The organism is Mycobacterium sp. DBP42, assembly GCF_005924235.1.
Taxonomy (GTDB): domain Bacteria; phylum Actinomycetota; class Actinomycetes; order Mycobacteriales; family Mycobacteriaceae; genus Mycobacterium; species Mycobacterium syngnathidarum.
Genome location: NZ_VCMY01000002.1, coordinates 45,065 through 68,734 on the forward strand (window position 1 = coordinate 45,065; position 23,670 = coordinate 68,734).

The following is a 23,670-nucleotide window of genomic DNA, read 5'->3' on the forward strand; positions in this document are numbered from 1 at the left end:
GACGGGCACGGCCTGATCGTAGTTGATCAATAACTACAGCCCGTAGTAGGGCCGTTGCGGGTCAGGTGAACCGGAACCAGCGCAGCGCGCAGATCGCCGCGACGACACCCCACACCAGCAGCACGGCCACGCCGAACCAGTCCATGGATACCGTCATCGCCTGGGTCAGGGCTTCGGTGAGCGCACCGGATGGCGTCAGCCGGGCGGCCCAGCGCAGGGCAGAGGGCACCGGGCCGCCCTCCAGGGTCAGCGCGCCGAGGCCGGCGAACACGAACCACAGCAGGTTCGCCAACGCCAGCACGATCTCGGCCTTGAGCGTGCCGCCGAGCAGCAGCCCCAACGCGGCGAATGTGGCGGTACCCAATGCGATGATGACCGCGCCCAGTGCCAGCCCGGCCGGCGACGGACGCCAACCCAACGCAAAACCTATGGCGCCCAACAGGATCGCCTGCAAGAACACGACGGTGACGACGGCCAGGGACTTGCCCGCGATGATTCCCCACACCGGAAGCGCGGTGGCGCCAAGGCGTTTCAGTGCGCCATAGCGGCGGTCGAAGGCCACCGCGATGGCCTGTCCGGTGAATGCGGTGGAGATCAGCGCCAGGGCCATGATGGCCGGGGTGAACGTTGCGGCCCGGTTGTCGCCGAACGAGCCCAGCGGCAGCAGCGTCATCCCGATCAGCAGCGTGATCGGGATGAACATCGTCAGCAGGAGCTGTTCGCCGTTGCGCAGCAGCAGCTTGAGCTCCAGCCCGAATTGGGCGGCCAGCATGGCCGGCACCTTGGCCGGGCGGGGGTCCGGCGAGAACGTGCCCGGGGCGAATCGATTCGGGGTGCTCGTCATGACCGCAGCTCCCGTCCTGTCAGGTCGAGGAATACGTCTTCGAGACTGCGCTGTTCCACCCGCATGCCGGTGGCCAGCACGTTGAGCCGCGCGCACCAGGCCGTCACGGTGGCCAGCACCTGTGGATCGATGTGTCCCTCCACCAGGTACTCGCCGGGGGCCGTCTCGCTGGCCTTGTAATCCTCGGGCAGCGCCGCGGTCAGCAGGGTCAGATCCAGTTTGCGCGGGGCGCTGAATCGCAGTTGATTCTCGGCGCCGCTGTGGGTCAGCTCCGCCGGTGTGCCGGTGGCAACGGCAATCCCGTGGTCGATGATGACGATCCGATCGGCGAGTTCTTCGGCCTCGGCGAGGTGATGGGTGGTCAGCACCACCGTCACACCGTCTCGGCGCAGCGCATCGATCAACTCCCACACCACAATTCGGGCGTGCGCGTCCATCCCCGCGGTCGGCTCGTCGAGGAATACCAGTTCGGGGCGCCCGACCACGGCGCAGGCCAGGGCCAGGCGTTGTTGCTGGCCGCCCGAGAGCCGCCGGTAGGTGGTGCGGGCGGATTCGGTCAGGCCGAGGGTGTCCATCAGCCAGCCCGGATCCAGGGGATCGGCGGCGTAGGAAGCGACGAGGTTCAGCATCTCGCCGGCCTTGGCGGCGGGGTACCCGCCGCCACCCTGCAGCATCACGCCGATCCGCTCGCGCAGCTGGGCATTGTCCGCAATGGGGTCCAGGCCGAGGATCTCGACCTGCCCGTCGTCCGGGCGGATGAATCCCTCGCAAATCTCGACCGTGGTGGTCTTGCCCGCACCGTTGGGGCCGAGCAGGGCCAACACCTCGGCGCGCTGCACCTCGAGATCGAGGTTGTCGACCGCTTTGGTCGACCCGTAGCGCTTGCTGACGCCGCGGAGCAGCACAGGATGGTCAGAACGCGAGGTCACGGGGATTCAGCGTAGGCGCCGGGGGACTGCGTAGGTGCCGGCGGTCGGCTTATGTCGGGTTGAGGTGATGCGCGCCACGGCAGCCGGCGCCACGTCAACCCGATCAAGATCAGCACGATCACCGTGCTGGCCAAGGTTGCCATCACGATCTGGAACAACGTGAACCGGTCGCCGTTGGCGGTCGGGCCGAAGATCCCGACCACCAGGGTGATGGCGATCGTGGACCCGCGGAATCCGGGCCGGGTTGCCCACGCTGCCAACGGGATCACCGCCCACAGCAGGTACCACGGCTGCACCACCGGGAACAGCAGGATCGTGCCGCCGAGCGCGACACCCAGACCGCCGACGGGGTGCAGGCGGCCGCGCATCACGGCCAGCAGCAGCCAGCTGACCAGGATTGCGATCAGGAAGACGCCGATGGCGCGGGTCAGTGCGAGCACCGCGGTGGTGTGGTCACCGAGACCCAGCAGGATGCCGACCTGACCGGTACCCAATGCCAGCAGTGTCGGCGGAGACATCCAGCTACGGACCACGTTCGCGGTGCCGAGGGTGCCCAGCCAACCGAAGCCGAGGCCGCTGGCCCAACCGATGAGGGCCATCACGGCCAGCGATACCGCACCCAGCGGGACGCTCGCCACGAAGAACGCCTTGATCGTCCCGCCCAGGCGCCAGGCCAAGGCCATCGCCACGAATCCCAACGCCAGCAGGGACGGAAGCTTGACCTGGGAGGACAGCGTTATGAGCACGGTCCCGAACAGCAGCATCCCCGCGGGGTACCAGTGCTGCCAGTCTTCGCGTGAATGCGGCCAGGTCAGCGGCCGGGGGATGATCGGCGCGACGACCGATCCCGATGTCGCCGACCGGGCGGCTCCGATGCCGCGCAGCGCGAATTCCGTGCCGGCCAGCATCAGGCCCAGCATCAGTGCTTCGTTGTGGATCCCGGCCACCAGGTGCATGAACAGCAGCGGATTGCAGGCGCCCAGCCACAGTGCGCTGACCTCGGCGACCCCGCAGCGCCGGGCCAGTCGCGGGGTGGCCCACACGATGAGACCGACACCGAGAAGCACCACGATGCGGTGGCAGAGCACGGCCGCGACGATGTTCTCGCCGGTCAGCGCGGAAATACTCTCGCCGATCCACAGGAACAGTGGCCCGTACGGCGCCGGGGTCTCGCGCCAGAGGCTGGGCACCGACAACGTGAACACGTGATCGAGCCCGAGTCCGGTCGCCGGACCGACCTGGTACGGATTGAGCCCGATGTAGCCGATCTCGCTCTGCGCCAGATACGAGTAGACGTCCTTGCTGTACATCGGTGGCGCGATCAGCAGGGGCAGGGCCCACAGCAGCAGGGTGCGGTCGAGCTGGCTGCGCGACATCCGCCGGGGGCCGAGGGCGAACCGCCCGAGCATGAGCCAGGCCAGCGCCATCATCACGGCGCCGGTCGTGGTCATCGTCAGTGAAACGGTCTGGATGCGGGAGGGCAGGTTGAGCAGCCGAACACCGAACGTAGGGTCCTGCACCACGGGACGGGCGCCGGCGCCGAGAGCACCGATGGCCATCAGTACGGTTCCGGTCGCCCCGAACAGCCGGGTCCGGCGCTGAGCGACGACCTCGGCGGGGTTGAGTGGGGATCCGACGGTTCGTTCGTCGCCGTGCCACCGGGCGATCGATGAGCTGAAGGTCGACAGGCGGCTTGCCATCAGGGCAGCCTAACCGTCGGCGGAGGCGCGCTACGCCACGCAAACGGTGGCCCAGGTCACGTAAGGGTGCCCTTGCTAGAACCCTGCGGGGAATTCCGTCACAATGGTGTTGTGAAAATGCGTCGGACGGCTGAGGGCTCTGCGTCGAGTCCAGCTTCGGTGGGAACACCGAAGCCGGTCACCGATGTCGTGCCGGTCTCCGACGGGCACACTCGGCGCGCGATCATCCATCTGCTGCTCGAGGGGCCCATCACGGCCGGGCAGATCGGTGAGCGGCTCGGCATCTCGGCTGCCGGCGTGCGTCGTCACCTCGATGCCCTGATCGAGGCCGGTGATGCTCAGGCCAGTGCCGCGGCCGCGTGGCAGCACAACGGCCGGGGTCGCCCGGCCAAGCGCTATCGGCTCACTGCAGCGGGACGTGCCAAGCTCGGGCATACCTACGACGACCTCGCGGTTGCCGCGATTCGGCAACTGCGCGAGATCGGCGGCAAGGATGCCGTGCGGACTTTCGCGCGGCGGCGCATGGACACCATCCTGGCCGGGGTCACCGAGGGATCCGGCAGCGTCGCCGACACTGCCGAGCGCGTCGCGGACGCGCTGACCCGGGCCGGATACGCCACCACCACGACACCGGTGGACGGTCCGATTCACGGGGTACAGATCTGCCAGCACCACTGTCCGGTGTCGCACGTCGCCGAGGAGTTCCCGGAGTTGTGCGAGACGGAGAGTGAGGCGTTCGCCGAGATTCTGGGCACCCACGTGCAACGCCTGGCCACCATCGTCAACGGTGACTGTGCCTGCACCACCCATGTCCCACTCGACGTGGACGGCGTCGGGGTAGAGACAACCACAGACAGTGCAACGGAAGTTCGGGGCACAGCCCGCGCCCGGACGACCGCAACGATCAAACAAGGAGCGGCGAAATGACCATCACGCCCGAAACGCCATTGACCCAGGAAGAGGCCATCGCGTCGCTGGGTAACTACGGCTACGGCTGGTCGGACTCGGATGTCGCCGGCGCGAGTGCGCAGCGGGGTCTTTCCGAAGCCGTCGTGCGTGACATCTCGGCCAAGAAGAACGAGCCGGAATGGATGCTGGAGACCCGGCTGCGGGCGCTGCGCACCTTCGACAAGAAGCCGATGCCTCATTGGGGTTCCAACCTCGAGGGCATCGACTTCGACAACATCAAGTACTTCGTGCGCTCCACCGAGAAGCAGGCGGCTTCCTGGGAGGAGCTGCCCGAGGACATTCGCAATACCTATGACCGCCTTGGCATTCCGGAAGCCGAGAAGCAGCGCCTGGTGGCCGGTGTCGCGGCCCAGTACGAGTCCGAGGTGGTCTACCACCAGATCCGCGAGGACCTTGAGGCCCAGGGGGTCATCTTCCTCGACACGGACTCGGGCCTGCGTGAATACCCGGAGATCTTCAAGGAGCACTTCGGCACGGTGATCCCCGCCGGGGACAACAAGTTCTCGGCACTGAACACCGCGGTGTGGTCGGGCGGATCGTTCATCTATGTACCGCCGGGCGTGCACGTCGACATCCCGCTGCAGGCCTACTTCCGGATCAACACCGAGAACATGGGCCAGTTCGAGCGGACCCTGATCATCGCCGACGAAGGTTCCTACGTGCACTACGTCGAGGGGTGTACCGCACCGATCTACAAGTCGGATTCGCTGCACTCCGCGGTTGTCGAGATCGTGGTCAAGCCCGGTGCCCGGGTGCGCTACACCACGATCCAGAACTGGTCCAACAACGTCTACAACCTGGTCACCAAGCGGGCCCGGGCCGAGGCCGGCGCCACCATGGAGTGGATCGACGGCAACATCGGTTCCAAGGTCACCATGAAGTACCCCGCGGTCTGGATGACCGGTGAGCACGCCAAGGGCGAGGTGCTCTCGGTGGCGTTCGCCGGTGAGGGGCAGCATCAGGACACCGGCGCCAAGATGCTGCACCTGGCACCGCACACGTCGAGCAACATCGTGTCCAAGTCGGTGGCGCGGGCCGGCGGACGGGCTTCCTACCGCGGCCTCGTTCAGGTGAACAAGGGTGCCCACGGCAGCCGTTCGAGCGTGAAATGCGATGCGCTGCTGGTCGATACGATCAGCCGCTCGGACACCTACCCGTATGTGGACATCCGTGAGGACGACGTCACGATGGGGCACGAGGCCACGGTGTCCAAGGTCAGCGAAGATCAGCTCTTCTACCTGATGAGCCGTGGCCTGACCGAGGACGAGGCGATGGCGATGGTGGTGCGTGGCTTCGTCGAGCCCATCGCCAAGGAACTGCCCATGGAATACGCGCTCGAGCTCAACCGGCTGATCGAGCTGCAGATGGAAGGCGCGGTCGGTTAAGTGGGTTCAAATCTGACTGAAGCGGCCGAAAGCGCGGCCGCCAACTCCGGTTCGACATTGGCCGGGGCCAACAAGGGCGAGCTGTTCGCATCGTTCGACGTCAATGCGTTCGAAGTGCCCGGCGGTCGCGACGAGCTGTGGCGGTTCACCCCGCTCAAGCGGCTGCGTGGCCTGCATGACGGTTCCGCCGTCGCGAACGGCAGTGCCGGCATCACCGTGACCGAGCGACCCGGCGTGACCGTGGAGACCGTCGGCCGCGACGACAAGCGGCTCGGCGAGGGTGGTGTGCCCACCGATCGTGTTGCGGCCCAGGCCTATTCGTCGTTCGAGACGGCGACCGTGGTGACGGTCAAGCGCGACACCGAGGTAGCCGAGCCGATCGAGATCGTCGTCGACGGACCCGGCGAGGGCGTAGTGGGCTACGGGCATCTGCAGATTCGCGTCGAGGAGCTGTCTCGCGCGATCGTGGTCGTCGACCTGCGCGGCAGCGGAACCTACGCCGACAACGTCGAGATCATCGTCGGTGATTCGGCCGGCCTCGGATTGATCTGGATCGCGGACTGGGCCGACGACATGGTGCATGTCAGCGCCCACCACGCCAAGCTCGGCAAGGATGCGGTGCTCGGACACGTCAACGTCACCCTCGGTGGCGATGTCGTGCGCACTTCGGCCACCGTGCGCTTCACCGGGCCCGGCGGCGACGCGAAGATGCTCGGCACCTATTTCGCCGACGACGGGCAGTTCTTCGAGTCGCGGTTGCTCGTCGACCACGCCCAGCCGCACTGTAAGTCCGACGTGCTCTACAAGGGTGCGCTGCAAGGCGATCCGGATTCGAAGAAGCCCGACGCGCACACCGTGTGGATCGGCGACGTGCTGATCCGCGCCGAAGCCACCGGCACCGACACCTTCGAGGTGAACCGCAACCTGGTGCTCACCGACGGTGCCCGCGCCGATTCGGTGCCCAACCTCGAAATCGAGACCGGCGAGATCGTCGGAGCCGGGCACGCCAGTGCCACCGGGCGTTTCGACGACGAGCAGTTGTTCTATCTGCGCGCTCGCGGCATTCCCGAGGATCAGGCCCGGCGCCTGGTCGTGCGCGGTTTCTTCAACGAGATCATCGCCAAGATCGCCGTGCCCGAGGTGCGCGAGCGTCTGACCGCCGCCATAGAGCAAGAACTGCAAAAGAACGAACTTAACGAATCGGAAGCATCGCACTCATGACCACTCTGGAAATCAAGGACCTGCACGTCTCGGTCAATGCCGCCGAAGGCGCCGAGAACACCGAAATCCCAATCTTGAAGGGCGTCGACCTCACCGTGAAGTCGGGGGAGACCCACGCCGTGATGGGTCCCAACGGCTCGGGCAAGTCGACGTTGTCCTACGCGATCGCCGGACATCCCAAGTACACCGTCACCTCCGGGTCGATCACCCTCGACGGGCAGGACGTCCTGGAGATGAGCATCGACGAGCGGGCGCGGGCGGGCCTTTTCCTGGCCATGCAGTACCCGGTCGAGGTGCCCGGGGTGTCGATGTCGAACTTCTTGCGTACGGCGGCCACGGCGGTTCGCGGCGAGGCCCCGAAGCTGCGGCACTGGGTCAAGGAAGTCAAGGCCGCGATGGACGATCTGGAGATCGATCAGGCGTTCGGTGAGCGCAGTGTCAACGAGGGCTTCTCCGGCGGTGAGAAGAAGCGCCACGAGATCCTGCAGCTGGGTCTGCTCAAGCCGAAGATCGCGATCCTCGACGAGACCGACTCGGGGCTGGACGTCGATGCGCTGCGCATCGTGAGCGAGGGCGTCAACCGCTATGCCGAAGCCGAGCACGGCGGCATCCTGCTGATCACCCACTACACCCGCATCCTGCGCTACATCCGTCCACAGTTCGTGCACGTGTTCGTTGGCGGGCGCATCGTGGAATCGGGCGGGCCGGAACTCGCCGACGAGCTCGAAGAGAACGGATACGTGCGCTTCACGCAGGCGGTCGGAGCCTGATATAGCGCGGACGGGAGGAGCGAAATTGTGACTGTTGCACAAACTTTCGACCCCACCGTGCTGGCTGAGGTCAGGGCGGATTTCCCGATTCTGAGCCGGGTCATGCGCAGCGGAAAGCAGCTGGCCTACCTGGATTCCGGGGCTACGTCGCAGAAGCCGCTGCAGGTGCTCGATGCGGAACGGGAGTTCCTGACCACCTCCAACGGGGCCGTGCACCGTGGTGCGCACCAACTGATGGAAGAGGCCACCGACGCCTACGAGCAGGGCCGTGCTGACATCGCGGCGTTCGTGGGTGCCGAGCCGGACGAGTTGGTGTTCACAAAGAACGCCACCGAGGCGATCAACCTCGTCGCATATGTGCTCGGGGACAAGCGGTTCGAGCATGCCGTCGGGCCCGGCGACGTGATCGTCACGACCGAGTTGGAGCACCACGCGAATCTGATTCCGTGGCAGGAACTCGCCCAGCGCACCGGTGCGACCCTGCGTTGGTACGGGGTGAGCGAAGACGGGCGCATCGACCTGGATTCGCTGGAGCTCGACGAGCGCGTGAAGGTGGTGGCGTTCAGCCATCATTCGAACGTCACCGGCGCCATCGCCCCAGTGGCCGAGCTGGTTTCGCGGGCGAAGGCGGTCGGTGCGCTGACCGTGCTCGACGCCTGCCAGTCGGTGCCGCACCAGCCGGTCGACTTCCATGCCCTCGACGTCGATTTCGCGGCGTTCTCGGGTCACAAGATGCTCGGGCCCACCGGCATCGGTGTGCTTTACGGACGGTTGGCGCTGCTCAACGCGATGCCTCCGTTCATCACCGGTGGCTCGATGATCGAGACCGTCACGATGGAACAGACCACCTACGCACCGGCCCCGCAGCGCTTCGAGGCGGGCACCCCGATGACCTCGCAGGTGGTCGGACTAGCCGCTGCGGCACGGTATTTGACCAACATCGGGATCGACGTGGTCGAGGCCCACGAAGCCGAGCTCGTCGCCGCCGCCCTGGAAGGCTTGGCCGGTATCCCGCAGGTCCGGGTCGTCGGTCCGCAGTCGATGGAGCACCGTGGCTCGCCGGTCAGTTTCGTGGTGGACGGGATCCACGCCCACGATGTCGGGCAGGTGCTCGATGACGAGGGCGTCGCGGTACGCGTCGGGCACCATTGCGCCTGGCCACTGCACCGCCGTTTCGGTATCGCCGCCACGGCCCGCGCGTCGTTTGCGGTCTACAACACGCTCGACGAGGTGGACCGCCTGGTGGCCGGCGTCAAACGTGCTGTGGAGTTCTTCTCGTGAAAATGGAACAGATGTACCAGGAAGTGATCCTGGACCACTACAAGCACCCGCATCACCGGGGCCTGCGTGAGCCGTTCGCCGCCGAGGTGCACCACGTCAACCCGACCTGCGGGGACGAGGTGACGCTGCGGGTCGCGCTGTCCGAGGACGCCGAGACGGTGGCCGACATCTCCTATGACGGCCAGGGTTGTTCGATCAGTCAGGCCGCCACCTCGGTGTTGACCGATCAGGTCATCGGCCAGAGCGTCGGCGACGCCCTCAAGACGGTCGAGGCCTTTACCGAGATGATTTCCTCACGCGGCAACGTGGAGGGGGACGAAGATGTACTCGGTGACGGCATCGCATTCGCCGGTGTCGCCAAGTATCCGGCGCGGGTCAAATGTGCGCTGCTGGGTTGGATGGCTTTTAAAGACGCGCTGGCACAGGCCAGCGACGACGTGGAGGACAAGCGATGAGTGACGTACCGGCGGACACGAGCGCAGCGAGCGGGGAAGTCTCCGGGGCCTCAGAGGAACTGTTGGCCGACGTAGAAGAAGCCATGCGCGACGTGGTAGACCCCGAGTTGGGCATCAACGTCGTCGACCTCGGTCTGGTTTACGGCCTCGACGTCGAACAGGGCGATGAAGGCGCCGTCGCGCTGATCGACATGACGCTCACCTCGGCGGCCTGCCCGCTGACCGACGTGATCGAGGACCAGTCGCGTACCGCATTGGTGGGCGCGGGTCTGGTCAACGAGATCAAGATCAACTGGGTCTGGAACCCACCGTGGGGTCCGGACAAGATCACCGACGACGGCCGCGAACAGCTGCGCGCCCTCGGTTTCACCGTCTAGACCTTCTGGTTGCCGGGCGAAGGTTAGAGTGAGCCTCCGACCTTCTGCTCGCTTCAGAACCGTCAGGACGCGCACATGGCTTCGAAACGTTTGGCCTACCGGGTGTTCTGGACAGTCGGGGCATCGGCCATCGTCGCGATGCTTTCGGTGACCGTCGGCTGTTCAGACACTGCCGAGACCCCCGAACAAACCACCACGACGACAACCACCACGACCGCGCCGCCAGTAGAGCCGACCGAGAACATCCCCGATTACGGTCCGACACTCGATCCACGTGATCCCAACTCATTCGGGCCGACGGATCCGGCACCCCGAGACCCGGGGTTCTAGACCCGCGACCGGTGAGGTAACGCAGCGTGCGCGCAATCTCCAGGTGTCGGCCGCTGGTTGTGATGGCCATGGCCGGGGTGTTGTTTCTGACCGCCGACGTTCAGACCATGCCGGGGCCCGGCTCGCCGAATGTCATTGATGGACCGTACGCGTCGTTGCTCCATGCCTCAGCCGACCTTGGTCCGGCACGCAGCGGTCCTGTCCAGCTCACCGCCACCCTGCAGGGCCGTTCCCGGCCTGTCCGGCTGATGGAATGGGCGGGCCTGCGGAATCTTTCAGTGCGGTGGCAGCCGGCTCACGACTGGGCGATTTTGGAGGGTGCACCGAACCAGGTGGCCGATGCCTTCGGCGTCACCATCAACGAATACCGGGGTCGGCGTGGTCAGCTGTTCTACGCGTCGCCGCAGCAGCCCACGATCCCCGCGCCGCTACACGGTGAGGTCGCCGAAATCGGTCGCATCCTCGGCTATACGCCGCACCGCGAATCACGCCCGACGATCATGGCGCCATTGGACGTTCCCGATCGGGGGCTGACTCCCGACGCATTGCGGACCGCCTACAACGCGAACCAATTGGCCGCCGAAGGCTATACCGGCAAGGGCACCACCGTCGTGATCTTCGCGTTCAGCGGGTACGACCAAGCCGACCTCGACGCATACGCGACCACCTACAGGCTGCCGAAGTTCACGCCCGTTCTTGTCGGCGGTCAGCCGAGTGAACCACGGGCCGAAACGACAATGGACCTGCAACTCGTCCACGCCATCGCGCCGGACGCCCAGAAAGTGGTCGTCAACGCGAGGCCGACCGTCGAGGGGGACGGAGGCTTCGAACGAATCGGACAGCTGCTGGCGACGACTGATCGACAGTTCCCCGGCGCCGTCTGGAGTTTTTCGATCGGCTGGGGATGCGACAAGCTCTATACGGCCGCAGACCTGGCTCCGGTCCGGTCCGCCCTGGCCGCCGCGCATGTCAACGGCACAACCTCTTTCAGCGCCAGCGGCGACCTCGCGGGGCTGGAATGCAAAGGCGGACAGGACTGGTCGTCGCCCCCGAGCACCGACGACATCGGGCTGGATGCGGTCGCCTCGTTGCCCGAGATCACTTCTGTCGGTGGTACCACCCTGTCCACCGGCGCCGACGGTCGCTGGCTGGCCGAACAGGCCTGGTTCCACATTCCGCTGTCGCAGGGCAGCGGTGGCGGGGTGTCGTCGCTGTTCGAGCGGCCCGATTGGCAGCGCACGGTGTCTCCCGAGGAGCATGCCGCCAACCGGTTGGTCCCAGATGTCTCGGCTGTCGCCGACCCATTCACCAGCGTGAGAATCGTCCTGCACCAACGGAATCTGGTTGGTGGAGGGACTTCGCAGTCCGCACCGATCTGGGCCGGACTGACAGCCGTCATGAATCAGTACCTACTCGTCAACGGCGGCCGTGCGATCGGAAACATCAACCCCCTGCTGTACCGAATCGCCGCGGATTCCCCATTACCGGCGTTCCGCGACGTCACTCTCGGCGGCAACGCGGCACACGATGCCGGGCCCGGCTACGACCTGGTGACCGGGCTCGGCACACCCGACGTCGAAAAGCTCGTCCAAGACGTTCTGCTCGTCCAGAAGTTGACGCAATGACGTGCCCGGCCTGCCGAAACGACGTGCCCGCAGGAACTTTCTGCGGGCTCTGCGGCGCACCGCTGACCGTCGGCCGTGGTGACGGGCCGCCCTGGTTGCGATTGCGGGCATACGCGGCCGCCGCCGGGGAACGACTGCTCCGGCCGGCCCTGGCCAGTTCGCTGTTTCCGCAGCTGCCGACCCGTTCCAGGATCGCGTTCCGCGTCGGACTGGCGGTCCTGGTGCTGGCTCTGATGGCCTGTACCCTCCTGCGCATGCCGGCCGCCGCCACCGCGGTGGGCACGTTGGGACTTCCGGTGCTGTTTGGCCTCTACCTGCGCGAGTCGGGAGCCGACCGCGACGCTCCGGCCTGGATCCTGCTGCTCGACATCGTTCTCGGGGTTGCGTTGGGAGTCGGTTGGGCGCTGTGGACCGGTCCGAGTCTGGCCCGGGCCTACAGCGTCCCAGTGGGCGATGGCCTGACTTCGTATCAGATATTTCAGGACGGCCTCGGCGTTCCAATCGGTGCGCTGCTGCTCGTGCTGCTCCCCGCAGTCGTGGTGCGGTCGCTGGACCGGACGGCTCGGGAGTCCCTGCACGGGTTCATGATCGGGGCGGTGGGCGCGCTGGCATTCACCGCCGCCGCCACACTGACGAGGCTGGAGCCACAGTTCACCACCCAGTTGGTGGTGCGGAACCGGCCCATGACGGGGCTCATGGTCGAGGCCGCGATTCACGGCGTGACGCTTCCGTTGTCGGCCATCGCGGTGGGCGGCCTGGTGGGTGCAGCACTGTGGTTCACTCGGTCGGCCGCTACAACGCGCCGGCATCCCGGCTCAGTGCGGGGCGCGATGGCGGCGGCTGCCGCGGCGGCGGTCACCGTCTATGCGATCCTGGGGCTGATCGACGTAGCCCAGGTTCCCGAACTGCTGCAACTGGCCGTGCACCTGGCTGTCACGGCCCTGGCGCTGCTCGCGCTGCGGATTGGCCTGCACCTGGCGCTGCTCCATGAGGCGCACGACCCGATCGCCGCCGACGAGTCGGCGCTGTGTCCGTACTGCGACCAGGTCGTACCCGACATGGCCTTCTGTCTGACATGTGGAGCCGCAGCCCGGGCGTCCTCAAGCTGGTCGCGGACGCACCGCCGCGAACAACGCCCGCTTCGCACTGCCTCGGTGGGACGGCTGCTGGTGATCTGGGGCGCGGCCAACGTGACTGCCGCGGTGGCGCTCATCGGGCTGTCGGGGTTGCTCAGCGCGCCGCCGGCACGTTACGCGTGCCCACCGGAATGTGGGAGCCCACCGGTCGGCGAACCGGTGACCGCCAGTCCGGTGTTCACCGCCGCCGACGGCGCCTTCTCCGTCTCGTACCCCGCGGACGGCGAACCGTATCGGATCACCACCGAATCTGACGGGGTGACGGCGGAATCCGTTCGTGTGGATGGCGGCACCATGCGGCTGCTCGGCCGGCGCGCCGACGGACGGAGCTCCGACGAAATCGCGAATTCATTTGTCGAGCAGTCCTTTCCCCATGCCCAGCTGGCCTATGAAATTCCCAACGCGATGGTCGGCTATCAATCCGGCTACGGCCTGGTTGCTGACTACTGGCCGCAGGGTGCGATGAGCAGTCTGGTGCGGATGCGGGTGATCGTCCTGGTTGCGGTGAAGGGGGACGTCGCGCTCATCGCCGACGCGGTCGGTCCGTATCGGGAATCCCGGCCCGGTCCAGGATCCACCAAACCGTCGGGCGCGGGTCTGGAGTTGGCGAAGGATCTGGGGAGATATGTCAACACGTTTCGCTGGGCCGGGGATCCACCGCGTTGATTGCCTCGCTGTCGGTGCTCGGTGCTCGGTGCTCGGTGCTCGGTGCTACCAATTTCGTCGGTGGACGAAATCGGAGGCACGCATGGAGCACAGTCCTGAGGTAAAGGTGGTCGGTGACCGATTGGTGTTGGGGCCGGTCACTGTGGAGTTTCAGCGGACCCCAACTGCTCGCCCGGGTCGATCAGGCCTGTGGATAACTCGCGATTTCGGAGCGATCTCAGTCCGGACTTGTCGGGCGCTCTCGTTAGCTTCCGGGCAAAGGGACCAACAGGGTCTCGCTGAACGGAGGGCACCGTCATGAACGCCGACATCACGAGCGCCGAAATCGAGAGACTGCGTGCGGCTTGCGAGCGCGACCTGGGGGATCCGGCAGGCTGGCCGGCTTCGGTGGGGTATCCGAAGTCGTTGGCGCTGTGCATCATTGATGCGATCTATGCGACGGGGGCGCGTCACCTGACCGTTGAGAAAGTGGTCGAGCGGTACCGCAGCCGCCGGGCAGATCAGGGAGGCGACGCCGATACCGACGGTGCCGCAGTACTGCTGGCGAGCGTCGATGAATTCGGCGGCCCGGACCGGTGGGCATCGGAGATCGGCAATCGTCGTCCTACGTCGACTGCCAAGAACGCCCCGCTGCGCGCGGCCGCGCTGGTGCAGGCTGCCCAGGCGCTCGTCGAGTTGGGTATCGAGACAACCGCGGACCTGCGAGCGGTCGCCGAGGACGCCGAGCGTTGCGGGCCGGCCAGGGCGGCCTGGTGCGGGGTGACCGGGCAACGGTCCGGCTTCACCTGGACATACCTCGTGCTCCTCGCGCAGCTGCCGGAGGTCAGGGTCGACGTTGCGGTGGCCGATTATGTGGCCCGCGAGGCAGGTGCCGGCGACCCTGCCGCTGCGCTGCGTGCCGTATCGCGCTCCGCGGGCTGGGATCTCGCCGCGCTTCACACCGCACTTTGGCGGTTCGAGTCGGGACGGCGCCGTGAGCTGCCCTCGTATGCCTGATACGGCACGACTTCGCGCTGAGTAAATCGGAATCCGGACGCCACGGCGGGTGTTGGTCCCGCACATGAGCCAACCTCTCCGTGACTTGTTCAGTCCGCTCACCATCGGATCGGTGACGATCCCGAACCGTTTCGCGATGGCGCCGATGACCAGGCGGGCATCGCCCGACGGTGTCCCCGGGCCCGATGTCGCGGCGTATTACGCGCGGCGGGCCGCGGGAGGTGTCGGACTGATCATCACCGAGGGGGTCCGGCTGGCCGATCCGGTGGCTGGCTGGCCGTTCAGCATTCCGACGCTATCCGGAGATCGCGTGCTGGACGGTTGGCGGGAGGTTACTGCCGTCGTACATGACCACGGATCGGTGATCGCCGCGCAACTGTGGCACCAGGGCGGCGAACGCGACGACTCCGACGGGCTGGTTCCGGTCAGCCCGTCGGGGATCGACAGTGCCGGTGCGGCGAAAGGCCGAGCGCTGCGGACCGAGGAACTCGCCGGAGTCGCTTCAAGTTTCGCCGAAGCCGCCCGCAACGCCCGGGCCGCGGGATTCGACGCCGTGGAGTTGCACGGAGCACATGGCTACCTGCTGGACGAATTCCTTTGGGAAAAAACAAACCAGCGCACGGACGGCTACGGTGGCTCCGTCGCCGCCAGGACACGTTTTCCGGCAGAGGTGGTCGCGGCGGTGCGCGCTGCCGTCGGCTCCGAGTTCCCGATCATCTTCCGGTTCTCGCAATGGAAGGCGAAAGCCTATGACGCGCAACTGGCGGCATCCCCGGCCGAGCTCGAGACGCTGCTGGGGCCCCTGGTCGACGCGGGCGTCGACGTCCTGCACCCGTCGACCCGCCGGCACTATGTGCCGGCGTTCGACGGATCGCCGTTGAGCCTTGCGGGGTGGACCAAGAAGGTGAGCGGGCTGCCCGTGATCAGCGTCGGTTCGGTGGGCCTGGCTACGGAGTTCAGGCCCGGACGGATCGACGGGGAGCCGATCACGCCGGCACCGGTGGACCGGCTGCTGGAGCAGTACCGGGCCGGTGAATTCGACATCGTTGCGGTCGGCCGCGCACTGTTGGCCGATCCCGGTTGGGTGAACCGTCTGCGGGACGATTCGCTGAGCGGGTTCGCCGGATACCACGCTGAAACCGCGTTGGCAGCCCTGCACTGAAATATGGTGGGAACAGGCCGTCAAGCCCCGACGTTAGGAAAAGTGTGAGTACGCAAGACATCACCGCAGATCAGTTCAATGACATCGTCAACGGCAACGAGATCGTGCTGGTGGACTTCTGGGCGTCATGGTGTGGGCCGTGCCGCGCGTTTGCGCCGACGTTCAAGGCTGCCTCCGAGCAGCATCCCGACGTCGTCTTCGCCAAGGTGGACACCGAGGCCGAGCAGGGGCTCGCCGCGGCGGCCGACATCAAGTCGATCCCCACCCTGATGGCGTTCAAGAAGGGCAAACTGGTCTTCAACCAGGCCGGAGCGCTGCCGCCGGCGGCCTTGGAGGATCTGGTTCAGAAGATCAGGGAGTTCGACATCGACGCCGCGATGAAGGAGCAGGCCGCGCAGGGCGACGCCGAACAGGTGTGATGCCCGGCACGCGATAGCGTGCTGACCGTGACTGCGCAGAACGAATTCGTCCTGGTCGACCGTCCGCGCCCGGACCTGGCCCTGGTGACCCTCAACCGCCCCGAGCGGATGAACTCGATGGCCTTCGATGTCATGGTGCCGCTCAAGGGCGTCCTGGAAGAGTTGCGCTACGACAACAGCGTGCGCGTCGTGGTGCTGACCGGGGCCGGTCGAGGTTTCTCCTCCGGGGCCGATCACAAGTCGGCGGGATCGGTGCCGCACGTCGCCGGGCTGACCAGGCCGACGTACGCGCTGCGGTCGATGGAGATCCTCGACGATGTGATTCTCGCCCTACGGCGGCTGCACCAGCCGGTCATCGCCGCGGTGAACGGTGCGGCCATCGGCGGCGGCCTGTGCCTCGCCCTGGCTTGTGACGTCAGAGTCGCCGCCGAGGGCGCGTATTTCCGCGCCGCGGGGATCAACAACGGGCTTACCGCCAGTGAGCTGGGCTTGTCCTACCTGCTGCCGCGGGCCATCGGGTCGTCACGCGCGTTCGAGATCATGCTGACCGGCCGCGACGTCGACGCTCAGGAGGCCGAACGCATCGGTCTGGTGTCCAGCGTGGTGGCCGAGCACGCCCTCCTGGACACCTGCTATGCAATGGCGGAACGCATGGCAGCGTTCTCCCGGCCGGGTATCGAGTTGACCAAGCGCACACTTTGGAGTGGACTGGACGCCGCTAGTCTGGAGGGGCACATGCAGGCCGAGGGCCTGGGACAACTCTTTGTGCGCCTGCTCACCGCAAACTTCGAGGAAGCGGTTGCCGCGCGCGCGGAGAAGCGCCCCCCGGTCTTCACCGACGAGCGCTAGCGCGAGGAGCCGACCGGCACCACGAGAAGTAACCCACGACACGCCACCGCGACGAGAAAACAGGAGGACCGCAGCGTGATCACCGCAACGGACCTGGAGGTCCGCGCCGGAGCGCGCACGCTGCTGTCCATCGAGGGCTCGGCGTTGCGGGTGCAGCCGGGCGACCGGATCGGCCTGGTCGGACGCAACGGCGCAGGCAAGACCACGACGATGCGCATCCTGGCGGGGGAGGGCGAACCGTACGCGGGCACCATCACGAGCACGGGTGAGATCGGCTACCTGCCGCAGGATCCGCGTGAGGGCAATCTCGATGTGCTGGCCCGCGATCGTGTGCTGTCGGCTCGTGGCCTCGACACGCTGCTGGCCGACTTGGAGAAGCAGCAGGCGCTGATGGCCGAGGTGGCCGATGACGCTGCGCGGGACAAGGCGGTGCGCCGCTACGGGCAGTTGGAGGAACGGTTCTCGGCGCTCGGCGGGTATGCCGCCGAGAGCGAGGCCGGGCGCATCTGCGCGAGCCTCGGCCTGCCCGATCGGATCCTCACCCAGCCGCTGCGCACTCTGTCGGGTGGCCAGCGTCGGCGGGTGGAACTCGCCCGCATCTTGTTCGCGGCGTCCGAGACGGGGTCCGGTTCGGCCACCACGTTGCTGCTCGACGAACCTACCAACCACCTCGACGCCGACTCGATCGGCTGGCTGCGGGACTTCCTGCACAACCACACCGGCGGCCTCGTCGTCATCAGTCACGATGTCGATCTGCTGGCCGATGTCGTCAACCGGGTGTGGTTTCTCGATGCGGTTCGTGGTGAGGCCGATGTCTACAACATGGGTTGGCAGAAGTACCTCGATGCGCGCGCCACCGACGAGCAACGTCGCCGCCGCGAACGTGCCAATGCCGAGAAGAAGGCAGGTGCGTTGCGGGCTCAGGCCGCCAAAATGGGCGCCAAGGCCACCAAAGCCGTTGCCGCACAGAACATGTTGCGTCGTGCCGAGCGCATGATCGCTGAGCTCGATGCCGAGCGGGTGGCCGACAAGGTAGCCCGCATCAAGTTCCCCACCCCGGCCGCGTGCGGCAAAACCCCGCTGGTGGCCAAAGGGCTGACCAAGACGTACGGATCGTTGGAGATCTTCACGGGCGTGGATCTGGCCATCGACCGCGGTTCTCGGGTGGTGGTTCTCGGCCTCAACGGTGCGGGTAAGACGACCCTGCTGCGGCTGCTTGCCGGTGCCGAGAGCGCCGACGCCGGAGTTTTGGAACCCGGCCACGGCTGCAAGATCGGATACTTCGCCCAGGAACACGACACCCTCGACAATGAGGCGACGGTGTGGGAGAACATCCGCCATGCCGCGCCCGACACCGGCGAACAGGATCTTCGAGGCCTGTTGGGCGCGTTCATGTTCACCGGCCCGCAGTTGGAACAGCCCGCGGGCACCCTGTCCGGTGGCGAGAAGACCCGCCTGGCGCTGGCCGGGCTGGTTGCGTCGACGGCCAATGTGTTGTTGCTCGACGAGCCGACCAACAACCTCGATCCCGCCTCGCGAGAGCAGGTTCTCGACGCGTTGCGCAGCTATCAGGGCGCTGTGGTGTTGGTCACCCACGATCCGGGTGCGGCCGAAGCTCTCGATCCGCAGCGTGTCGTTCTGCTTCCGGACGGCACAGAGGACTTCTGGTCCACCGAGTACCGGGACCTCATCGAGCTCGCCTGATCGCGAATTCCCAAGAACTGCCGCATCTTCGAGAACGTCAATTTAAGACGTTGGACAAATCGCCCCGTCGGTGTGTGGGCGCTTCCTACTCTGGGTATGCGTCGGGGCATCACAAGCGGGGAGATGTCGATGAGGGAAACTATGAACAAGAATCGCGGCGAACTGCTGGCTGAACTTCGCAAGGAGTACGAGGGGGGTGCCAGCATTCGATCGCTTGTGGCGAAGACCGGACGTTCGTACGGCTCCATCCACAGCTTGTTGCGGGAGTCAGGCACGACTATGCGCAGTCGCGGCGGCCCGAATCACCGCACCCGGTCAAGGGTGTGACGGGCACAACCGCTGCGCGGTAGCCGATTTCAACCGTCAGCCGCCGCCTGCTGGCGCACGCTGTCCTCGACGAGGTCCAGTACGGCCGTGAGGTTCTTCGGGTCCTCGCCGGAGGCGATCCTGGCCACCAGGCCATCGAGGACCAGATCGAGATAGATGTGCAGGACCGCGCTCGGCACATCGTCGCGGAGCCGCCCGGCCTGCTTCTGCCGGCGTAGGCGTGCGGTGATCGCGGCGTCCAACTCGGCCGACCGTTCCGCCCAACCTCGATGAAAGGCCGGATCGTTGCGCAACTTTCGGGCGATTTCGAGCCGGGTGGCCAGCCAGTCGAACTGTTCGGGTGCCGCGAGCATGTTCCGCATCACCTGGATCAAGCCCTCACGGGCGGCCACGTCGGCCATCCGTTCGGCGTCCTCGCGAGCCAGCTCGAAGAACAAGGTGTCCTTGTCCTTGAAGTGGTGAAAGATTGCGCCGCGCGACAGCCCGATGGTTTCTTCGAGCCGCCGCACGGTCGCACTCTCGTAGCCGTACTGGCCGAAGCAGCGCCTGGCGCCGTCGAGAATCTGACGGCGCCGGGCGGCGAGATGGTCGTCGGTTACCCGCGGCATTCAGACCACTCCTCGCGCGAGCGCCGGTTGGCGCTGTCCCTTACCTGCTTCGGTCAGTCTGGACAGGATTACTTCGACTTCAGCATGTTGCGCAGCACGTACTGCAGGATGCCGCCGTTGCGGTAGTAGTCGGCCTCGCCGGGGGTGTCGATGCGGACCACCGCGTCGAACTCCACCTTGGAACCATCTTCCTTGGTGGCGGTCACTTTCACCGTCTTCGGGGTCTTGCCCTCGTTGAGTGCCTCGATACCGGTGATGTCGTAGGTCTCGGTGCCGTCCAAACGGAGACTCGTCGCGGATTCTCCAACGGGGAACTGCAGCGGGATCACACCCATACCGATCAGGTTCGAGCGGTGGATGCGCTCGAAGGATTCGGTGATGACGGCCTTGACGCCGAGCAGCACGGTGCCCTTGGCCGCCCAGTCACGCGACGAGCCCGACCCGTACTCCTTGCCGCCCAGGACGACCAGCGGGATGCCGGCTTCCTTGTAGTTGACCGAGGCGTCATAGATGAACGCCTGCGGGCCATCCGGCTGCGTGAAGTCGCGCGTGTAGCCGCCGGAGACATCGTCGAGCAGCTGGTTGCGCAGGCGGATGTTGGCAAAAGTGCCGCGGATCATCACCTCGTGGTTGCCGCGACGCGACCCCAGCGAGTTGTAGTCCTTGCGCTCGACGCCATTGGCGTCGAGGTACTGCGCTGCCGGGGTGCCCGGCTTGATCGAGCCGGCCGGGCTGATGTGGTCGGTGGTCACCGAATCGCCAAGCAGGGCAAGGACTCTGGCGCCCTTGATGTCGCCGACCGGCTCCGGTTCGGCGGGCATGCCGTCGAAGTACGGGGCCTTGCGCACGTAGGTGGACGCGTCGTCCCACTCGAAGGTGTTGCCCTCCGGCGTGGCCAGCGAGCGCCAGCGGTCGTCGCCCTTGAACACGTCGGCGTAGGAGTCGGTGAACATCTCGCGGTTGATCGAGGATGCGATGGTCTCCTCGATTTCGGCGGCAGATGGCCAGATGTCCTTGAGGAAGACGTCGTTGCCGTCCTGGTCCTGTCCGAGCGGATCGGTCTCGAAATCGAAGTCCATGGTCCCCGCGATGCCGTAGGCGATCACCAGCGGCGGGGAGGCCAGGTAGTTCATCTTCACGTCGGGTGAGATGCGGCCCTCGAAGTTGCGGTTGCCCGAGAGCACCGCGGTCACCGAAAGGTCGTTGTCGTTGATGGCCTTGGAGATCTCGTCGGGCAGGGGTCCGGTGTTGCCGATGCAGGTGGTGCAGCCGTAGCCGCCCAGGTAGTAGCCCAGCTTCTCCAGGTACGGCCAGAGGTTGGCCTTGTTGTAGTAGTCGGTGACGACCTGTGAGCCCGGCGCCATGTTGGTCTTGACCCACGGCTTGGTGCTCAGGCCCTTCTCGACGGCCTTCTTGGCGAGCAGCGCCGCACCGAGCATGACCGACGGGTTGGAAGTGTTGGTGCAGGAGGTGATTCCGGCAACGACGACCGCGCCGTGGTCCAGCACGAAGTCGCCGCGTTCGTCGGAGCGCACGGTGACGGGCTTGGTCGGCCGGCCCTCGGCACCGTTGGCGGCGGACGGACGGACGTCCACCGCGCCGTCGTCGGCGAACGACAGTTTGGCCGGATCGGAAGCCGGGAACGACTCCTCGACTGCCTCGTCGAGCTGCGTGTGCGGGGTCGGCAGGTTCTCCTCGACGTAGTTGTGGATGTCCTTGCGGAACGCGTTCTTGGCGTCGGTCAGCTCGATGCGGTCCTGGGGGCGCTTCGGGCCGGAGATCGACGGCACGACGGTGGACAGGTCCAGCTCCAGGTACTCGGAGAAGACCGGCTCCTTGTCCGGGTTGTGCCACATGCCCTGTGCCTTGGCGTAAGCCTCGACGAGCGCCAGCTGCTGCTCGCTGCGCCCGGTCAGCCGCAGGTAGTTGATGGTCTCTTCGTCGATCGGGAAGATCGCTGCGGTGGAACCGAATTCGGGGCTCATGTTGCCCAGGGTCGCGCGGTTGGCCAGCGGTACCTCGGCCACGCCCTTGCCGTAGAACTCGACGAACTTGCCGACCACGCCGTGCTTGCGGAGCATGTCGGTGACGGTGAGCACGACGTCGGTGGCGGTGACGCCGGGCTTGATCTCACCGGTCAGCTTGAAGCCGACGACGCGGGGGATGAGCATCGAGACGGGCTGGCCCAACATGGCGGCCTCGGCCTCGATCCCGCCGACGCCCCAGCCCAGCACGCCGAGGCCGTTCTCCATGGTGGTGTGGCTGTCGGTGCCCACGCAGGTGTCCGGGTAAGCCTTGCCGTCGCGGACCATGACGACACGGGCGAGGTACTCGATGTTGACCTGGTGCACGATGCCGGTGCCCGGGGGGACGACCTTGAAGTCGTCGAACGCGCCCTGGCCCCAGCGCAGGAACTGGTAGCGCTCGGAGTTGCGCTCGTATTCGAGTTCGACGTTGCGCTCGAAGGCGCCGGCGTTGCCGAAGACGTCGAGGATGACGGAGTGGTCGATGACCATCTCGGCGGGGGACAGCGGGTTGACCTTGTTCGGGTCGCCGCCGAGGGCGGCCACGGCCTCGCGCATGGTGGCCAGGTCGACGATGCACGGCACACCGGTGAAGTCCTGCATCAGCACGCGGGCCGGGGTGAACTGGATCTCGATGCTCGGCTCGGCCGAGGGATCCCAGTTGGCGATGGCCTGGATGTGATCCTTGGTGATGTTGGCGCCGTCCTCGGTGCGCAACAGGTTCTCCGCAAGCACCTTGAGGCTGTACGGAAGCTTCTCGGTACCGGGTACCGCGTCGAGTCTATAGATCTCGTAGTTCTGGTCCCCGACAGTCAATGTGTCGCGGGCATCAAATGAGTTAAGGGACGAATTTTCCGTATTCTCGCTGCTCACATCAACTCCCGGCTAGATCTCACCGCGACGGGCTGTGTCGGCGGCGTTCCGATGTTAACAGTACGCTTGTCCTGCAAGCCCGAGTGGGCCGGGGTCCAGTCTTCCCTTGTCGGATGCGCGTTTCTACCCAGTCGGCCTGATCTGTCCCATCTCGCCGCCTCGCCGCCGCCTCGCTGCGGCCGCGCCGGTCTCCCGTTGTCACGTTGGAGTGGCTCCGCACGGCGGGCGTCACGCTGGTGTGACGCACGGCAGTCGATGCGGTGTCGATTCCTGTGTCGCTTCGCGGCGCAGCCCAGGCTCGGCGTACCGTGCCCCTGTGACCGGACCTCATGTCATCCCGTTCCTGCCGGCTTACATCCCGGTCGAGGTATGCGACACCGTCGGCATGGATCCGGCGCAACCCGACGGCGTGACCAAGTGCATGGCGGCCGTGCAGGCCGACGTGCGCGACGACGGGGTGAGCGCACCGCAGGCCGATGTCGAGGGCCTCCGGCAGGTCGTCAACGATGCCCGCCAGGAAGGCGTCGACCTCAAGGTCGTGGTGCTGCCGGCCAACCCCGCGATCGATACGCCGTTGCGTGACATCGCTACCGAGGTCGGTGAGGCCAATCCGGGCGCGACCGTGCTCGCGTTGAGTCCGTCGTTCGCCGGTACGTACAGTCCGACCATCGACCGGGTGACTTTGGAAGCCGGACAAGACGTGGCCAAGACCGGTAATGCGGTTTTGTCGGCGAAGAATTTCGTGGGGGAGATTTCGACCCCGGACTTTCCCTGGACTGCGCTCGCAATCGTGCTGACGCTCGGCGTCGCCGCGGCGGCCGTGCTCACTCGCGTTCTTCAGGTGCGCAGCAAACGATTGGCCGGGTCAGGGGCCTCGAGCGTCGACTCTGCGGAGTCCTGAAAATCCTGTCGAACATTCGTTCGTAATACCGCCCAATATCACTAATTGGTCACACTATTCGCAATTACATTCTTGTAATTTGTGACTAAAGTTTCTTTGGCGTCAGATGTGACGTACGG

The 23,670-nt window shown here is 66.2% G+C and carries 22 protein-coding genes; 17 read left to right on the forward strand and 5 right to left on the reverse strand.

Features of this window, described 5'->3' with window-relative positions:
* Positions 1-61: 61 nt before the first annotated feature.
* The 3 genes from E0T84_RS02710 to mptB are packed head-to-tail and all read right to left on the reverse strand — an operon-like array spanning position 62 to position 3,473.
* On the reverse strand, positions 62-844 hold the full coding sequence (locus E0T84_RS02710; RefSeq protein ID WP_070185985.1) for an ABC transporter permease: 783 nt from the start codon (positions 842-844) through the stop codon (positions 62-64).
* Positions 841-1,773 carry an ABC transporter ATP-binding protein gene (locus tag E0T84_RS02715; RefSeq protein ID WP_138743693.1) on the reverse strand — a complete coding sequence of 311 codons (933 nt, stop codon included), beginning with the start codon at positions 1,771-1,773 and terminating at the stop codon, positions 841-843. Before E0T84_RS02715 ends, E0T84_RS02710 begins: the two co-directional genes overlap by 4 nt.
* Positions 1,770-3,473: a polyprenol phosphomannose-dependent alpha 1,6 mannosyltransferase MptB gene (mptB, locus tag E0T84_RS02720; protein WP_171054880.1), complete on the reverse strand. Its 1,704-nt coding sequence runs from the start codon at positions 3,471-3,473 to the stop codon at positions 1,770-1,772. Before mptB ends, E0T84_RS02715 begins: the two co-directional genes overlap by 4 nt.
* Before the next feature lie 117 nt (positions 3,474-3,590).
* Here mptB and E0T84_RS02725 point away from each other — a divergent pair, with 117 nt between their 5' ends.
* From E0T84_RS02725 to E0T84_RS32180, 16 genes are all read left to right on the forward strand, one after another.
* A complete protein-coding gene (locus tag E0T84_RS02725; RefSeq protein WP_110764965.1) occupies positions 3,591-4,400 on the forward strand; it encodes a metalloregulator ArsR/SmtB family transcription factor in 810 nt (269 codons plus the stop codon).
* Positions 4,397-5,827 carry a Fe-S cluster assembly protein SufB gene (gene sufB, locus E0T84_RS02730; protein ID WP_138743695.1) on the forward strand — a complete coding sequence of 477 codons (1,431 nt, stop codon included), beginning with the start codon at positions 4,397-4,399 and terminating at the stop codon, positions 5,825-5,827. The genes E0T84_RS02725 and sufB overlap by 4 nt, the downstream gene beginning before the upstream one ends.
* 57 nt (positions 5,828-5,884) lie before the next feature.
* Complete coding sequence (sufD, locus tag E0T84_RS02735; protein WP_171054904.1) at positions 5,885-7,048, forward strand: Fe-S cluster assembly protein SufD; 1,164 nt, start codon at positions 5,885-5,887, stop codon at positions 7,046-7,048.
* Positions 7,045-7,818 carry a Fe-S cluster assembly ATPase SufC gene (gene sufC, locus E0T84_RS02740; RefSeq protein ID WP_138743696.1) on the forward strand — a complete coding sequence of 258 codons (774 nt, stop codon included), beginning with the start codon at positions 7,045-7,047 and terminating at the stop codon, positions 7,816-7,818. Before sufD ends, sufC begins: the two co-directional genes overlap by 4 nt.
* A 27-nt stretch (positions 7,819-7,845) precedes the next feature.
* Entirely contained in the window at positions 7,846-9,099 is a 1,254-nt protein-coding gene (locus tag E0T84_RS02745; protein ID WP_070185991.1) for a cysteine desulfurase, read from the forward strand.
* A 2-nt stretch (positions 9,100-9,101) separates the two neighbouring features.
* A complete protein-coding gene (gene sufU / locus E0T84_RS02750; protein ID WP_165617737.1) occupies positions 9,102-9,554 on the forward strand; it encodes a Fe-S cluster assembly sulfur transfer protein SufU in 453 nt (150 codons plus the stop codon).
* Complete coding sequence (locus tag E0T84_RS02755) at positions 9,551-9,931, forward strand: metal-sulfur cluster assembly factor (protein WP_070185993.1); 381 nt, start codon at positions 9,551-9,553, stop codon at positions 9,929-9,931. The genes sufU and E0T84_RS02755 overlap by 4 nt, the downstream gene beginning before the upstream one ends.
* Positions 9,932-10,006: 75 nt before the next feature.
* Entirely contained in the window at positions 10,007-10,261 is a 255-nt protein-coding gene (locus E0T84_RS02760; RefSeq protein ID WP_138743697.1) for a hypothetical protein, read from the forward strand.
* 68 nt (positions 10,262-10,329) lie between these two features.
* A complete protein-coding gene (locus E0T84_RS02765; RefSeq protein ID WP_371725684.1) occupies positions 10,330-11,886 on the forward strand; it encodes a peptidase S53 in 1,557 nt (518 codons plus the stop codon).
* Positions 11,883-13,688, forward strand: a complete 1,806-nt coding sequence (locus E0T84_RS02770; RefSeq protein ID WP_138743698.1) for a zinc ribbon domain-containing protein — start codon at positions 11,883-11,885, stop codon at positions 13,686-13,688. Before E0T84_RS02765 ends, E0T84_RS02770 begins: the two co-directional genes overlap by 4 nt.
* Positions 13,689-13,985: 297 nt before the next feature.
* Entirely contained in the window at positions 13,986-14,684 is a 699-nt protein-coding gene (locus tag E0T84_RS02775) for a heme peroxidase (protein ID WP_138743699.1), read from the forward strand.
* Between the two features lie 64 nt (positions 14,685-14,748).
* Positions 14,749-15,846 carry a 12-oxophytodienoate reductase gene (locus E0T84_RS02780; protein ID WP_138743700.1) on the forward strand — a complete coding sequence of 366 codons (1,098 nt, stop codon included), beginning with the start codon at positions 14,749-14,751 and terminating at the stop codon, positions 15,844-15,846.
* A 44-nt stretch (positions 15,847-15,890) separates the two neighbouring features.
* Positions 15,891-16,265 carry a thioredoxin gene (gene trxA / locus E0T84_RS02785; RefSeq protein WP_138743701.1) on the forward strand — a complete coding sequence of 125 codons (375 nt, stop codon included), beginning with the start codon at positions 15,891-15,893 and terminating at the stop codon, positions 16,263-16,265.
* Positions 16,266-16,283: 18 nt separating this feature from the next.
* The gene (locus tag E0T84_RS02790; RefSeq protein ID WP_138743702.1) at positions 16,284-17,114 is read left to right on the forward strand and encodes an enoyl-CoA hydratase; all 831 of its coding nucleotides are present in this window, start codon (positions 16,284-16,286) and stop codon (positions 17,112-17,114) included.
* 75 nt (positions 17,115-17,189) lie between these two features.
* Positions 17,190-18,818 (forward strand): ABC-F family ATP-binding cassette domain-containing protein, encoded by a 1,629-nt coding sequence (locus tag E0T84_RS02795; protein ID WP_138743703.1) that lies wholly within the window; start codon positions 17,190-17,192, stop codon positions 18,816-18,818.
* A gap of 141 nt (positions 18,819-18,959) precedes the next feature.
* Positions 18,960-19,145, forward strand: coding sequence for a helix-turn-helix domain-containing protein (locus tag E0T84_RS32180; protein WP_371725685.1), 186 nt, complete (start codon positions 18,960-18,962; stop codon positions 19,143-19,145).
* 29 nt (positions 19,146-19,174) lie between these two features.
* Here the strand turns inward: E0T84_RS32180 and E0T84_RS02805 are convergent, their stop codons facing one another.
* On the reverse strand, positions 19,175-19,753 hold the full coding sequence (locus E0T84_RS02805) for a TetR/AcrR family transcriptional regulator (protein WP_138743704.1): 579 nt from the start codon (positions 19,751-19,753) through the stop codon (positions 19,175-19,177).
* A gap of 68 nt (positions 19,754-19,821) precedes the next feature.
* On the reverse strand, positions 19,822-22,650 hold the full coding sequence (locus E0T84_RS02810; RefSeq protein ID WP_138743705.1) for an aconitate hydratase: 2,829 nt from the start codon (positions 22,648-22,650) through the stop codon (positions 19,822-19,824).
* Between the two features lie 316 nt (positions 22,651-22,966).
* On the opposite strand from E0T84_RS02810, the gene E0T84_RS02815 reads away from it, so the two are divergent.
* On the forward strand, positions 22,967-23,551 hold the full coding sequence (locus E0T84_RS02815; RefSeq protein WP_070943677.1) for a DUF6676 family protein: 585 nt from the start codon (positions 22,967-22,969) through the stop codon (positions 23,549-23,551).
* Positions 23,552-23,670: the final 119 nt, after the last annotated feature.

Excerpts from the sequence above, each read along its gene's own strand:
- E0T84_RS02710 (WP_070185985.1), bottom strand. The coding sequence starts at position 844 with ATGACGAGCACCCCGAATCGATTCGCCCCGGGCACGTTCTCGCCGGAC.
- mptB (WP_171054880.1), bottom strand. The coding sequence starts at position 3,473 with ATGGCAAGCCGCCTGTCGACCTTCAGCTCATCGATCGCCCGGTGGCAC.
- E0T84_RS02725 (WP_110764965.1), top strand. The coding sequence starts at position 3,591 with ATGCGTCGGACGGCTGAGGGCTCTGCGTCGAGTCCAGCTTCGGTGGGA.
- sufB (WP_138743695.1), top strand. The coding sequence starts at position 4,397 with ATGACCATCACGCCCGAAACGCCATTGACCCAGGAAGAGGCCATCGCG.
- sufC (WP_138743696.1), top strand. The coding sequence starts at position 7,045 with ATGACCACTCTGGAAATCAAGGACCTGCACGTCTCGGTCAATGCCGCC.
- sufU (WP_165617737.1), top strand. The coding sequence starts at position 9,102 with ATGGAACAGATGTACCAGGAAGTGATCCTGGACCACTACAAGCACCCG.
- E0T84_RS02755 (WP_070185993.1), top strand. The coding sequence starts at position 9,551 with ATGAGTGACGTACCGGCGGACACGAGCGCAGCGAGCGGGGAAGTCTCC.
- E0T84_RS02760 (WP_138743697.1), top strand. The coding sequence starts at position 10,007 with ATGGCTTCGAAACGTTTGGCCTACCGGGTGTTCTGGACAGTCGGGGCA.
- E0T84_RS02765 (WP_371725684.1), top strand. The coding sequence starts at position 10,330 with ATGGCCGGGGTGTTGTTTCTGACCGCCGACGTTCAGACCATGCCGGGG.
- E0T84_RS02770 (WP_138743698.1), top strand. The coding sequence starts at position 11,883 with ATGACGTGCCCGGCCTGCCGAAACGACGTGCCCGCAGGAACTTTCTGC.
- E0T84_RS02775 (WP_138743699.1), top strand. The coding sequence starts at position 13,986 with ATGAACGCCGACATCACGAGCGCCGAAATCGAGAGACTGCGTGCGGCT.
- E0T84_RS02780 (WP_138743700.1), top strand. The coding sequence starts at position 14,749 with ATGAGCCAACCTCTCCGTGACTTGTTCAGTCCGCTCACCATCGGATCG.
- E0T84_RS32180 (WP_371725685.1), top strand. The coding sequence starts at position 18,960 with ATGAACAAGAATCGCGGCGAACTGCTGGCTGAACTTCGCAAGGAGTAC.
- E0T84_RS02805 (WP_138743704.1), bottom strand. The coding sequence starts at position 19,753 with ATGCCGCGGGTAACCGACGACCATCTCGCCGCCCGGCGCCGTCAGATT.